Annotated in this window: 15 protein-coding genes; 7 read left to right on the top strand and 8 right to left on the bottom strand. The window is 47.7% G+C overall.

Annotated features, from left to right (window positions below):
• Positions 1-165 precede the first annotated feature (165 nt).
• From NLX74_RS15085 to NLX74_RS15100, 4 genes are all read left to right on the top strand, one after another.
• A complete protein-coding gene (locus NLX74_RS15085) occupies positions 166-489 on the top strand; it encodes a PTS lactose/cellobiose transporter subunit IIA (RefSeq protein ID WP_254329283.1) in 324 nt (107 codons plus the stop codon).
• Positions 490-507: 18 nt separating this feature from the next.
• Positions 508-1,803, top strand: a complete 1,296-nt coding sequence (locus tag NLX74_RS15090; RefSeq protein WP_069290287.1) for a PTS sugar transporter subunit IIC — start codon at positions 508-510, stop codon at positions 1,801-1,803.
• Positions 1,804-1,873: 70 nt separating this feature from the next.
• Entirely contained in the window at positions 1,874-3,310 is a 1,437-nt protein-coding gene (locus tag NLX74_RS15095) for a glycoside hydrolase family 1 protein (protein WP_254329196.1), read from the top strand.
• Between the two features lie 30 nt (positions 3,311-3,340).
• A complete protein-coding gene (locus tag NLX74_RS15100) occupies positions 3,341-3,667 on the top strand; it encodes a PTS sugar transporter subunit IIB (protein ID WP_061830059.1) in 327 nt (108 codons plus the stop codon).
• Between the two features lie 68 nt (positions 3,668-3,735).
• Here NLX74_RS15100 and NLX74_RS15105 read toward each other — a convergent pair whose 3' ends face one another.
• From NLX74_RS15105 to NLX74_RS15115, 3 genes are all read right to left on the bottom strand, one after another.
• The gene (locus NLX74_RS15105) at positions 3,736-4,668 is read right to left on the bottom strand and encodes an NAD-dependent epimerase/dehydratase family protein (protein ID WP_254329197.1); all 933 of its coding nucleotides are present in this window, start codon (positions 4,666-4,668) and stop codon (positions 3,736-3,738) included.
• 130 nt (positions 4,669-4,798) lie between these two features.
• Positions 4,799-5,425: a DUF1796 family putative cysteine peptidase gene (locus NLX74_RS15110; RefSeq protein WP_254329198.1), complete on the bottom strand. Its 627-nt coding sequence runs from the start codon at positions 5,423-5,425 to the stop codon at positions 4,799-4,801.
• Complete coding sequence (locus tag NLX74_RS15115) at positions 5,418-6,065, bottom strand: DUF1796 family putative cysteine peptidase (RefSeq protein ID WP_254329199.1); 648 nt, start codon at positions 6,063-6,065, stop codon at positions 5,418-5,420. Before NLX74_RS15115 ends, NLX74_RS15110 begins: the two co-directional genes overlap by 8 nt.
• Positions 6,066-6,300: 235 nt before the next feature.
• Here NLX74_RS15115 and NLX74_RS15120 point away from each other — a divergent pair, with 235 nt between their 5' ends.
• Positions 6,301-6,648: a hypothetical protein gene (locus NLX74_RS15120; protein ID WP_165179127.1), complete on the top strand. Its 348-nt coding sequence runs from the start codon at positions 6,301-6,303 to the stop codon at positions 6,646-6,648.
• A gap of 25 nt (positions 6,649-6,673) precedes the next feature.
• A complete protein-coding gene (locus NLX74_RS15125; RefSeq protein ID WP_254329200.1) occupies positions 6,674-7,069 on the top strand; it encodes a hypothetical protein in 396 nt (131 codons plus the stop codon).
• 86 nt (positions 7,070-7,155) lie between these two features.
• Here the strand turns inward: NLX74_RS15125 and NLX74_RS15130 are convergent, their stop codons facing one another.
• Genes NLX74_RS15130 through NLX74_RS15145 form a run of 4 tightly spaced genes read right to left on the bottom strand, consistent with a single transcriptional unit; the run spans position 7,156 to position 11,088 of the window.
• Entirely contained in the window at positions 7,156-7,329 is a 174-nt protein-coding gene (locus NLX74_RS15130) for a hypothetical protein (protein ID WP_180984648.1), read from the bottom strand.
• 31 nt (positions 7,330-7,360) lie between these two features.
• Entirely contained in the window at positions 7,361-8,581 is a 1,221-nt protein-coding gene (locus tag NLX74_RS15135; RefSeq protein ID WP_069290293.1) for a glycosyltransferase family 4 protein, read from the bottom strand.
• A gap of 33 nt (positions 8,582-8,614) precedes the next feature.
• The gene (locus NLX74_RS15140; protein WP_254329201.1) at positions 8,615-9,841 is read right to left on the bottom strand and encodes a sialidase family protein; all 1,227 of its coding nucleotides are present in this window, start codon (positions 9,839-9,841) and stop codon (positions 8,615-8,617) included.
• Entirely contained in the window at positions 9,841-11,088 is a 1,248-nt protein-coding gene (locus NLX74_RS15145; RefSeq protein WP_254329202.1) for a sialidase family protein, read from the bottom strand. Before NLX74_RS15145 ends, NLX74_RS15140 begins: the two co-directional genes overlap by 1 nt.
• A 160-nt stretch (positions 11,089-11,248) precedes the next feature.
• Between NLX74_RS15145 and NLX74_RS15150 the strand changes: the two genes are divergently transcribed.
• Positions 11,249-11,635: a hypothetical protein gene (locus tag NLX74_RS15150; protein WP_231109445.1), complete on the top strand. Its 387-nt coding sequence runs from the start codon at positions 11,249-11,251 to the stop codon at positions 11,633-11,635.
• Here NLX74_RS15150 and NLX74_RS15155 read toward each other — a convergent pair.
• Complete coding sequence (locus tag NLX74_RS15155; protein ID WP_254329203.1) at positions 11,632-12,831, bottom strand: glycosyltransferase family 2 protein; 1,200 nt, start codon at positions 12,829-12,831, stop codon at positions 11,632-11,634. The two genes, NLX74_RS15150 and NLX74_RS15155, sit on opposite strands and share 4 nt — an antisense overlap.
• Between the last annotated feature and the right edge of the window lie 15 nt (positions 12,832-12,846).

Consider the following 12,846-nt stretch of genomic DNA (forward strand, 5'->3'; position numbering starts at 1 on the left):
CAAGGAGTATGAAGAACGATTTATTTCCGTTAAGAAGAGGAAATAATGTGCGTTATGTTGAAAGCGATTCCAAATTATAATAGCCATACGACGAGGATGATTGAAAGGAGAGAGGATCACGTGAATAATGATGAATCTACAGAGCACGACGTGAACATGGAGGACATGGATGATACAGAGATTGTATTCCAAATTATATTATACGCAGGGAATGCACGCAGCTCGGCCATGGAGGCGATTGAGCTTGCAAAGGCGGGGAAATTTCAGGAAGCCAAAGATGAATTAGCCACAGCAAAAAAAGAACTGGTGTCCTCCCACAAAATTCAAACCAGAATTATCCGCAAGGAAGCAACGGGTGAAAAAACAGAGATGTCCGTCATGATGGTACATGCTCAAGATCATCTGATGAATGCCATCACCATTCGCGATATGGCCTCAGAGTTTGTAGACCTGTATGAACGCATTGATCAATTCGTACCGAAATCGTAGAGGGAGGGACGCGATCCCATGGCATTCAAAGACAAACTGGTCGATGGCCTCACATCGGTAGCAAATGCAATCAATAATTTTAAATATATTATAGCGATCAAATCAGCTTTTATCACATTAATGCCTGTTATTATTGTCGGTGCCTTTGCTGTATTGATTTCTAATATGGTCATGGACCCGGTCAATGGTCTTGCGCATTTTAAGCCGTTCTCATTCCTGGCTGAGTACAAACCGATTTTCTCGGGCATTAACTATGCCAGCTTGAATATCCTTACCATTCTGGCTATTTTCATGATTGGTCTGGAGCTAGGAAAAATTAACGGTGAGAAAAATCTCTTCCCCGGTTTGCTTGCTTTAATCTGTTTTATCTCTGTGACACCAACCACGATAGAGTTGATGGTTAACGGTGACATGCAAAAAGTAACAGACGTCTTAGCCCGTCAATTTACGGATACCAAGAGCTTGTTTTTAGGTATTTTCATAAGCATCCTATCCGTTGAGCTGTACAGTAAGTTGGGCAAGTCCGATAAGCTAAAAATCAAAATGCCTGAAAGTGTTCCCAGCAATGTGGCCGTTTCTTTTTCTGCACTGATACCAACCATCATAACGGTGACAGTCTTCTCGATGCTCGGATTTTTCTTTCATAAGTTTACAGGTCTCTACCTGTACGATGCCGTCTATAATGTGGTGCAAAAACCTCTGGAGACTGTAGTACAGGGACTGCCAGGTATACTGGTGCTGATGCTGGTTGCGCAAATCTTCTGGGTGATCGGTATTCACGGGAACCAAATGGTAAAGCCCATTCGTGAACCCCTGCTGCTTGGCGCGATTACCGTCAACATGACTGCTTATGAGCAAGGACTGCCCATTCCGAATATTATTACGATGCCTTTCTGGGACGTATACATGAGTATCGGTGGTTCAGGAATTACGCTGGCCCTCTTGATTTGTATTATGATCGCTTCCAAGCGTGAAGATATGAAGGAAATAACAAAGCTTTCGTTGGGTCCGGGTCTGTTTAATATTAATGAGCCTGTCATTTTTGGACTTCCGATTATGTTGAATCCATTGATGGCTATCCCTTTCATTATTACTCCGCTCATCACAGGAACGATTGGTTACTTCTCGACGTTGCTTGGATTTGCAGGTAAAGCCGTCGTCATGGTTCCATGGACTACTCCGCCTATTATTAATGCCTACCTGTCTACAGGTGGAAGCATTGGCGCCGTCGTAACTCAGATCATTTGTATTGTGGTAGCCATTATCATTTATTTCCCGTTCGTCAAAATTGCCAACAAGCGAACGGCTGAATAATGCGTTACTATAGAAATACATCAATTAATTGAAAACGCATTCTTTATACAATGAAAAGGAGAAACATGTCATGGCTAAACATACGATACAAATTCCGTCGAATTTCATCATGGGTGCAGCGGCTTCCGCTTGGCAGACAGAGGGATGGAGCGGTAAAAAAGAAGGTCAGGACTCATACCTAGACCAATGGTACAAAAATGACCGCTATGTCTGGCACAATGGATATGGACCCGCGGTTGCAACCGACTTTTATAATCGCTATACCGAAGATATTGCGCTGATGAAGCAGATTGGCTTAACCCATTATCGTACTTCTATTAATTGGTCCCACTTCTTAACGGATTATGAGAATGTAGTGGTGGATGAAGCGTATGCGGATTATATGGGCCGAGTCATTGATGAGCTGATTGCAAGTGGAGTCGAGCCGATGATTTGTCTGGAGCACTATGAGGTACCCGCTTATTTGATGGATAAATATGAGGGCTGGTCCTCCAAGCATGTAGTGGAACTGTTTGTAAAATATGCGGAAAAAGTGTTTGAACGGTACGGGGATCGGGTCAAGCACTGGTTTACGTTTAATGAGCCCATTGTTGTACAAACGCGTGTCTATCTAGATGCCCTCCGCTATCCCTATGAACAAAATACGCGAAAGTGGATGCAATGGAACTATAATAAAACGCTGGCTACCGCGAAGTGTGTACAGCTTTTCAAAGCAAAAAACTATAGTCAGCACGGGGCTAAAATAGGCGTTATTCTGAATCCCGAAGTCACGTATGCCCGATCAAGCGCCCCTCATGACCAACACGCGGCGCATGTGTATGACTTATTTTACAATCGAGTATTTCTGGACCCGCTTATTAAAGGCGAATACCCACAAGAATTGTTCGATCTCATGGGCAAGCATGATATTGCATTTGAAGCTACAACGGAAGAGCTGACCGTGATTAAGAAAAATACCGTTGACTACGTCGGAATCAATCTCTATTATCCCCACCGGGTCAAAGCGCAGAGTAAAGCGTGGAATGAAAACACCCCCTTCCACCCCTCTTACTACTATGAGCATTTTGATCTTCCGGGTAAAAGAATGAACAAGTCACGGGGCTGGGAGATTTATCCGAAAATCATTTACGATATGGGAATGCGTATCAAGAACGAATATCACAATATCGAGTGGTTTGTCGCAGAAAATGGTATGGGCATTGAGAATGAGGTTGCCTTCAAAAATGAGGAACACATCATTCAGGACGACTATCGTATTGACTTTATAACTGAGCATTTATACTACACGTTACAAGCTGTAGAAGCTGGCTCCAACTGTACAGGTTATATGCTGTGGGCCTTTACAGACAACGTTTCTCCCATGAATGCTTTTAAAAATCGCTACGGACTGGTGGAAATTAACCTAGACAATGATCGAAGTCGGCATTTGAAGAAATCCGGCTACTGGTATCAAGCTGTTATCAAGGAACGCTCGTTTGTTGCTGATCTGGATGAAGAGTATAAATAGTTAAAAATGAATTTCTGGAGGCGATCAACGATGAAAAAAATTATTCTGGCATGTGCTGCGGGTATGTCCACATCTATTTTGGTTTCTAAAATGAAAAAAGAAGCAGCAGCAAGATCCATAGAGCTGAACATCGAAGCCATCCCCGAAAGCACCATTAAGGAAGAGCTGGAAGGCATTACAGATTCTGTGATTGCTATTTTGCTCGGACCTCAAGTACGGATGCGTAAAAAGGCAGTAACCGAAATTGCTGCTCCCTATAGCATTCCTGTAGATGTCATTGACACGTTGGCTTATGGTAGAGGAAACGGTGCAGCAGTCCTGGATCAAGCCTTGAAGCTGGCTGGCGAGAACATCTAATTGCTATTCAAATGAAAAAGAGGCTGAGTATTTCCTCAGTCTCTTTCTTGATATCCGCGCGCTTTTGATCAAGACATACCTTCTTTGCCTGAGCCCATACTGCTCACATACGTTTCCTGTAAACCGGCAGAAATGCCGTATAGCGGTTCCCAACGAAGCCAATGTCTGGCGACTGCGTTACTAAGACAGCTATGGTGAATGTCTCCCGCTCGCGCCGGTGAATATACAGGGCGGACAGACGAACCGTGCAGCTTTAGTAAATCGTAGGCCAGTCGATTGATGGACGTCGTCCGTCCCGTACTTACATGTACTGTGCGTTGATCCGCTGCATGAATAGCCGCCATATTCGCTCGAACGACATCCTTGACGTACACAAAGTCGCGGGTTTGTGTCCCATCACCGTGAATGAGCAAGGGGCTTCCTTTTTTCAGCCGCTCCATAAAGAGAGCGACTACACCACCCTCTCCCTTCGCAGCCTGACCGGGACCATACACATTTCCATAACGCAAAATCGTGTAGTTCATTCCGTACAGCCGATAAAAAAGTCGAATATACGATTCTGCGGTCAGCTTGGACAGTCCGTAGCCTGAAATCGGCTCCACGGGATCGTCTTCCTGTATACATTGCTTTTGTAGCTCTCCATATACACCGGACGTGGACGCAAATATAAATTTTGACACACCGGCTTCATGACAAGCCTGCAACAAATGGATCGTCCCCAGCACGTTCACATCCGCGTCCTCATCGGGTTGATGGATGGATTGCTGTACATCCGCCTGTGCGGCCAAGTGAAACACAATATCCGGGCTTTCCCGAATCAGCAGCGTCCTAGCTTCAGAGCTGCGAATATCCGCAATATGCATGACTGCGCGCGGGTCCACATTTGCGATATTCCCGGTCTTCAGATTATCCAGCACATGCACTCTGATGCCCGAATCAGCAAGCGCACGTACCAGCTGAGAACCAATAAATCCGGCTCCCCCGGTGACCAAAGCCTTCACTAGCTCACCCTCCTTTTGAACCGAAGCATATGACTTCCCTTCGCATCATGTTATGCGACTCCCTATAGCTTGGCGCAGGCACAAGCACAGTCCGAAGACAATCTATATGTGTCTCTGGAATCTCAGCACCTCAGACATGCAGCCTGACATTTTCCAGCATATAACTCCACATCTCATCTTGACCCTTCCATATATCCTCAGGCGGCAGCTCCACTGAAACCAGCCGCTCCAATCCCCAATCCAGCTCCGTCACACCATCATTCCCTGTATAATCCACGTATAACAAGCGAAAATCATGTGTAATCCTCTGCAATAACACATCATGTAGTCCCACCGCTTGCTCCCGACTGCCCCCGACACGAACCAGTAGCAGACGGGACGCAAGCGTGAATTGATCCAGTAGACGTGCGATGCGGCGATCAAGCGTCGTTTTGAATGCAGGATAGGAAGTCAGCTGCTCCGATGTATTCTCTCTAACCGGAAAATGGTGTGCCGCTGTAATCTCATAGTTTGCATCCTCGACCATGAAGTTATGCTCGCCGTAATCGTGCCCCGTGACACGCAGACTATCAACATCCATAAAACCGGCAAAACGGGCGTCCAGCAAGCGACTGACCTGTGACAAGTTACCGGAAATCATCCAGTCCAGCGGACCCGCATAGGGACGCAGTCCGTTTTTATCCAGCTGAATGGAAGGCAAGCAATGTCCCCCCAGACTGAATACAGCATCATAATTCCCCTGCAACCGCTCAAGCACGACGCCCTCCCCTTTCCGAGGACAAGGTCATCCCTTTAAAAAGGGTACGCCAGTGTGGATCACTTTTGTAATTCCATACATCGGCAAAAGGCATTTCCACCGCGCATACATGTGGAAGCTGCCAATCCACCTCCGTCAACTCCGTTACACCGGAACAATTCACCAACAACAAACGAAATTCATTCGCTACCATACCTGACAAGATACGTTCCAGTTCCTCTACTTCTTCATAGGTTCCCAGCATACGGACGAACAAGCTGCGCTTCGCCATCTGTGTTTTTGCAAAAAAACGTTCGATACGACGGTCTATCTTTTCCCTGAACTCGGGATAGGTCACCAGATCTGAGGACGTATTGCGTTCCTGCGGAAAATCATGCACCGAGATCACATTATAAGCGATATCTCTGACCATATAATTCAGTTGGCTCGTACCAACGACACTTAAATTGGGCAAATCCATAAATCCGGCAAACCGATTTTCTAGCAAGCGGTTCACATCGGACAGCGTGTCAGACATCATCCAATCCAGTACCCCGGCAAACGGCCGCAAACGGTTCTTTTCCAATTGAATGGCAGGTGTACAGTTTTGTCCCAGACTGAAGACCGCTTCATATTCCCCTGCCAGCTGTGCGAGTCTCATAGCCGTGCCTCCTTTTTAATACGCCCCTTCCCTCAGCGACCCTTCTTCTGTAGTCGAAAAGGGACTTTAGGCCGTAGCATGTTCCACTCTACATTACATGCACAGCACGGTGAAAAGGGTTGGACACCAATGCGCTTTTTGTCAAAGAGGCGTACAACTATCCAGTCCAATCTCGGTTATTTTTCATATCATATTAAGGCTGGTAACCTAACGGAATTCAAGGAGGCATCATCATATGTCCGTGTTTCTTTTAACCGTCGATCACCATCTCGCTTACCACAGCGCCCATATAGAAAGCTGCCATGTGACCTTTTTCAATCGTGAAAAGAGAGCCGTCGATGTGTTGCTGGAAATGGGAAATGACAGTGGTGTTTTCCGACGGCAGCTCCTTCGATTGAGCCCTTCTCCCGAAGCTGGCTCCGTGCTAGAACTCAAGGATATGGAGACTGCCCAAAATCCTTTTTACCTGCGAGTGGTGACGAGTATTTACAATCCGGAAACGCTGTTTATCCTGGCTGAATTTTTGGAAAACGGGAACATTGTCGCTAAACGTACAGCCAGTCATTTTACCGTGACGCCCTAATGAACGGGCAGAGGAGGAAGAAGGTATGTTGAAATATTCAGTTCAAAATAAAGCTGAGCCAGGCACATATGCACTGCCTTTTCAGGTCACTGAGCAGGAGAGCGTGCTCGCTACATTAATCATTCCTGCAAGTGAATCTGAAGGACATATTGTCATTGAAGTCTCTTTGGCATGGGAAAATCCGCTGCTCAACTGGGATATCGGGGAGCTAGACATTCGATTGCGTCGCAATGATGAGCGGGGACCTATGCTGGAATGGTTGCAGGATTCCTGTTATCAGGAGGGATTTGCCGAGTTAAGCTATGAGGAAACGGGAAAACAGGCAGAGCCTTATGTATACTGCTTGACCGTACAATCAGCTGACCGCCGTGCTGTTGTTACGGGACCGCTCATAATTCGAGGCTCCGTTTATGAAGATTGACGAAAACTAGATGACAAAGAGCTGAAATAAACTAAAGGCAGGTGGGAGTTTTAAGCCCGACCTGCCTTTTTATATGGTCTGTCCCCTCATGGTGCGGATTGTCTCAGACGTTCCAAAATGTCAGCGTCTGGCAACTTATAATCTTCCGGCAATGAGGTGTTAATTCGGTTCCATATTGCGTAATCGACCTTCAGATCTGGGTGCGACTGCTGGATTTCAAAAATACGGTTGTACAAGTCTCCAACGACAGGAAAAGTCATGCTCTCCCTCCTAACTATAGAATCAACGTATTCAACGTACTTGATTCAGCGCTTGCCCATAAATATTCACGAGCCGCTCAATCATAACATCCAGAGACCAATGCGCGGTCCCCCATGCTTTGGCACGTTTTCCCATAGCTATCCGCACTTCATCCTGAGCCAGCAAATGCTGCAAATGAGCTGCCAGTGCCTCCACATCGCCAACCGGGGAGACCAGTCCGGTGTGTTCATGCTTGACCATTTCCGGCAGTCCACCCGCATCCGATACCACTGCCGGAAGCCCCAAAATCTGCGCCTCCATGACCGAAAACGGCTGATTGTCCTGTATGCTCGGATGAACAAAAAGATCCGCCAGTTGTAAAAGAGCAGGTACATCTTCACGATGCCCCAAAAAAACCACATCTTCCTCCAGCCCTAGCTCCTTCGCCTGTGTTTGAAGCTCTTCCCTTTTATCTCCCTCCCCGACAATCCAGCAAACCCAATCCGTACGACTTGCTTTCAGTAGGCCAAGAGCGCTTATTAAATAATGCAGCCCTTTGATATAGACTAGCCGTGAAGGACAAATTATAACTTTTTTCCCCTCAGGTCGTACGACGTCCGTTCCCCGGGCGTGGACTTCCCAGAAGTGCTCGGTATCCAATCCGTATTGGAAAGTAGCAATCTGCTGCTCAGGCACTTCGAACTCACGCACGAGCGTCTGTTTCATCCATTCTGTAGACGTAATGGTAATATCCGCGGATAGAGCGCCATAGTGCTCCAGCGCCCAATAATATTTCCACATCAGCGTCTCACGGTAACCCTCCTCATGATCCCGCTCCAGAGCCATCATGACTTCACGAGCCAGCGAGCCATGAATATTCGCTACCAACGCACTGTCCTTACGTTTGACCCGACTCAGAGCACGCGTCGCAATAACATCTTGCGTGTGAATAACATCATACTGCTCAACCCCGAAATACGCCGCTGCCAGTTCCATACAGTATCGATCCTTTTCCACCGTCTGCACCCATGAATCCAGATGTAATACAGGGACAGCCGATTCATTCAGCTTCGTATGCAACAGGGGCAGCAGTTGATCCTTCAGTAGCTCCCTATCTTCAAAAACAATATGGTATTTAGGTGTATCCGGTCCGTTCCCCATCAAGTCTACCGTGTGACCCAGTAGCTCCAGTCTCCGTTTAATTTGCAGCATAAAGGGCCATACGCCACCCAAATGAGGAATCGGCCAGTACGTAGCCAACAAAATTTTCAAAACAGCCTCACCTCCTCTGTCTCGTACGCTGAGCTACATTCCGTTACTTCCGTAAATTTGCTGGAAACCCGATAACGCATCTGTCCAAACCGCAAAAAATCCATTATTCGGCACGATCGTTACATCAATAAAATTACCGATTGTAACGACTGGAACCGGACTAATCCCGTTAGGATTAAAGGAGCTGTCTGTTATTCTGAGGTTCGTAAATGTATTCCCTCCGTTCGTTGATTCGGCCACAAATACGTCTAATAAAGAGGTCGTTATTTGATTGGTATAATATACGATCTTAATCACGCCGGTCACAGGCGAAACATCAATAGCCGGGAAAAAATGCTGTGCTCCGGCACTGGCTCCTGTCACCGATTGCGGTGCAGTCCAGCTTAATCCACCATCCACCGACCGGGCGAGCAGTACATCCGCATACCCTGCCCGATTATCCTGCCAGACCGCATAAAGTGTTCCCTGATTCGGGCTAGTAGAGCGATCTACCGCAATGTTGGCCATCGGCAGCACATTGAAGCCAAAACCGGCCACGGGCAACGGACTCGGAACCGGGACAACAGAAGACACAGGCAGCGAAGAACTGAATGCTGTCCCCCCATTGAAGGATACAATGACCTGATATTGGTTAACCGGATTCGTCACAATGTACCCGACATAAATCACCCCTGTAATGCTCACGGTGATTTCCCCACGCGTAATCTGATTAGAGCCAGCGGTGAGCACCACGGGTGTATCCCACGTGATCCCTCCATCCTGCGAACGCTGGAAAAACATGACGGATCCGCCAAAAAAGTCAGGATTGTATTGATGCGTATAACATAAATAGATGTTTCCGGTATAGGAGCTGACCTGAGAAGTATCAAATTTCACGCCGACCTCAACATTATTGACAAATGTCCCATACCCCCGCTGGGCAATCACGGGCGGATCAAATGTATTACCGTTGTCTCTGGATACATAGGTAGCGATAGTACCGCTCAAACCGTCTGCGGTAAATACGTGACAGGCTATGACAAACAACTTGGGAAAACCGTAGCTGACGCTATGGGATTCCGCCCCTACATAGCCGGCTGGTAGCGGTAAAATCTGCTGTGTAAAGGAGACACCGCCGTTACCTGAACGGTATACCGCCGTCAACGGCGGCCCCGTCGTAAAATCGATAGCCGCAGACACAATGGTACCGTCGAGCAGGTTGAAAGCTACACTCGGCTCCTGCGCCAGCCTTCCGTTCGGCGTAAGCTGTACGTTCGGCATCAGTCCCCACCTCCCGGTACACCAGCAAAAATTGTCAAACTGCCTGTGCGCGTATCCGTCCAGACGGAAATGTAACTATTCGGCGGTACAATGGCGACATCAATATAGTCGCCGATCAGTTCTGATTCTTCGCCACCGCCCCCGACATTCGGGTTAAAGGAGGTCGTGGTGAGACGACTGTTCGTAAAGGTGTTGCCTCCATCTAACGATTGGGCGGCAAACACATCCAGATTAAAGCCGTCCAAGCGATTGGTATAGTACACGACAACGACCAGTCCCGTCTTAGGCGACACCGAAATCGCAGGAAAGAAATTTTGCGAGCCTGGCGGGCTGTCCGTCACGATGATCGGAGCACTCCAGGTACCGCCGAAATCGCTTGATTTGGACAACAAAATATTGCTGTATCCCTGACCAAAATCCTGCCAAACGGCATATAGCGTATTTGTTGTGGAAGGCACACCCGAGCAGTCTGCAACCAAGCTGGGGAAGTTCAATATTCGAAAGTCATATCCGGGGACGGGCAAAGGATTGGGCACCAGCGTTATATTGGATACGAGAATATCCCCACTGAAAGTTGCCCCTCCATCAAAGGATCTTCGAATAAAAAAAGCCGGTGTTTGTGGCCCCGTACGAATCCAACTGACATACACACTGCCAAATTTGTCGACCGCAGGTTCAGGTCGTTCTGTAGAAGATTGGATATTCGAAAGCAATAACGGTCGATCCCAAGTTAGTCCTCCATCGGTGGAACGCTGGTAGAACGCCGCAGAACGAGCATTAAAATCCACATTATATTGACGGTTATACGTGACATAGACATGCCCAAGATAGGGACTTGCCCCGGCGTTATCCGTCGTAATATTGGTCCAGTCATTATTAATGTAGTCTCCATAGCCCGGGTTAATGACCACTGGAGGATCAAAGGTGGCTCCATCGTCCGTAGAGCGATAGATCACGACAGCCCCGTTCTCATTTCCCGGAAACACATGTGCGGATATGATGAAAATATTCGGGAATAGATAGGCTACCATTCCTGCCTCGGCTCCTGTATATCCCGGTGGAATTGGCAGTAAAGTATCAGTCCAGTTCGCCCCGGCGTCCAAGGAACGATACAGTCCAATCAGCGGGGGTCCGCTGCTAAAGTCAACAGCGACAGCCACAACAATATTCGGATTCAACAAATTAACGGCGACACTGGGCTCAAATTTGGGCAACCCGCTGGGTGTCACCTGAAAATTCAAAGGCATCGCGAGCATTCCCTTCATTATATAAATGGACATGCTATTTCTATTAAAATGTACTTTTTTCAGGACAGCCTACAGACAACCATACAAGCTTTCTTTTCAATAGATTCATAGTATAGAAGCATCCCTTCAGGGGTTTTCCAATATTCTGTTTTTTGAGAGGATGATTCGATTGGCTTTTACAACCGGATATATGACCAACACTAGAGACTTTGGTACTGCCTGCTCCAATGTCGTTGTAAATTTGGTCAACGAGGATACAGTGAATGCGGCAACCGTGACCATCCAAATTTTTTTCTCGCTTGTACCGGATACCAAGACACCACTATATGTGACATCGGTTAACTTACCTGCAAACTCCATTGCCCGCCGTACCTTCTTTATACAAGGGGTTCTTGCCTATGAGGTACAATACAACGTGGCCTCCGCTGCTCCAGCGAATGTTGTGCTCTCCAACTTTGGACTGGATCAGTTTGGTAATGTTGTACAGGAACACCGTGTTCTTCAGTCAGAGCTGACCACAATCCCGGCGCTGTCTCCTGTTATTTAAAAGCTACCCTGTTCCAGTGCTTGATGCAATCTGTGGGTGTAATACACGTAATTCCATTCCGGTGGTACAGACTGAACCCCTCGGCCGCTGCCGATGGTTGAGTGGTCATCTGTGTAGTAGGAAAAGGCATGTGTATCCTGTAATGGGCGCAACAAATCCGTGAGATACAGTAGATCCGTCACGGCAATATAAGGTTTGACACCGAAGCATACAACAAAGCGGGTCGTGGTTTCACCAATAGCCTGAACCAGTGCTTCCTGAACCGAATAATGCTGCCGTTGCGTTACGATTAACCGAGGATCGAGCATCATCGACAGGAAAACGCTGGCTCCCTGTTCTGGCGTTAAATCCAGCAACCGTACCACGCAATTGCTGTAGTGCTGCTCCAGCAGATTATCCAGCAATGATTCAGCTTGAGCCATATCCGTGACAGGCATTAAAACCGTCATTTCAAGTGGGATGCCCCGACGTGCTCTCGCCTCATGCTTGGCGATTTGGAATGCGCGCCGCCAGCGTCGGTGCTCCTTCTGGCTGTGCAAACCAGCCGATACACTGAATGTGGAATTCACCCGGTAATCCATCAGGATCTCCGGGATGAATTTCATGCTGCACGTCTCGGTTAGCCGCAGCCAGTAATCATAATCCTCAACTGGTTGCAGCCGATAGCCGCCAATCTGGCGGGCATATTTGCTTTTGTACATAAATGAAACCCCGACAATGCTGGCATTCAGCAATTCATGATGCGGCTGGCTTTGGTACCGGATCAAAGCTTGTTGATGCTGCTCGTCATACAACGGGTTCCCATATGCGTCAACCTGGCGGAAGGTAGAGAACACAAGACCGAGTGAGTCCGGCCCCTGCTCCAGCTCCTGCCGCAATCGTTCAATAAAGGAAGAATTATAAACATTGTCGCTGGATACCCAGGTCACATACTTGATCGCTGGATCTTTAAACAACTCATCGAATCCCCAGTTAAGGGCGTGGGATACTCCTTTGTTCTGAGGGAGTGTAACCAACTGAACGCGCGGGTCTCCCATTGCTGCGTGGAGCGCTGGTCCCACCATTTCCGGCGCTCCGTCAATAACAATGATGAAGCGAAATGCCCTGTAGCTCTGGGCTAGTACGGATGAGATCGCGGCTTGCAGATAGCCGATATCCTGTTTGTACAGTGGCATAACAATCCCCGTATCTACCATATCAATCCCCCCTGA

The organism is Paenibacillus sp. MZ03-122A, assembly GCF_024213325.1.
Lineage (GTDB): Bacteria > Bacillota > Bacilli > Paenibacillales > Paenibacillaceae > Paenibacillus > Paenibacillus polymyxa_B.

Coding starts and splice junctions, on each gene's coding strand:
- NLX74_RS15085 (WP_254329283.1), top strand. CDS start 166: ATGGATGATACAGAGATTGTATTCCAAATTATATTATACGCAGGGAAT.
- NLX74_RS15090 (WP_069290287.1), top strand. CDS start 508: ATGGCATTCAAAGACAAACTGGTCGATGGCCTCACATCGGTAGCAAAT.
- NLX74_RS15095 (WP_254329196.1), top strand. CDS start 1,874: ATGGCTAAACATACGATACAAATTCCGTCGAATTTCATCATGGGTGCA.
- NLX74_RS15100 (WP_061830059.1), top strand. CDS start 3,341: ATGAAAAAAATTATTCTGGCATGTGCTGCGGGTATGTCCACATCTATT.
- NLX74_RS15115 (WP_254329199.1), bottom strand. CDS start 6,065: ATGAGACTCGCACAGCTGGCAGGGGAATATGAAGCGGTCTTCAGTCTG.
- NLX74_RS15120 (WP_165179127.1), top strand. CDS start 6,301: ATGTCCGTGTTTCTTTTAACCGTCGATCACCATCTCGCTTACCACAGC.
- NLX74_RS15125 (WP_254329200.1), top strand. CDS start 6,674: ATGTTGAAATATTCAGTTCAAAATAAAGCTGAGCCAGGCACATATGCA.
- NLX74_RS15130 (WP_180984648.1), bottom strand. CDS start 7,329: ATGACTTTTCCTGTCGTTGGAGACTTGTACAACCGTATTTTTGAAATC.
- NLX74_RS15140 (WP_254329201.1), bottom strand. CDS start 9,841: ATGCCGAACGTACAGCTTACGCCGAACGGAAGGCTGGCGCAGGAGCCG.
- NLX74_RS15145 (WP_254329202.1), bottom strand. CDS start 11,088: ATGCCTTTGAATTTTCAGGTGACACCCAGCGGGTTGCCCAAATTTGAG.
- NLX74_RS15150 (WP_231109445.1), top strand. CDS start 11,249: ATGATTCGATTGGCTTTTACAACCGGATATATGACCAACACTAGAGAC.
- NLX74_RS15155 (WP_254329203.1), bottom strand. CDS start 12,831: ATGGTAGATACGGGGATTGTTATGCCACTGTACAAACAGGATATCGGC.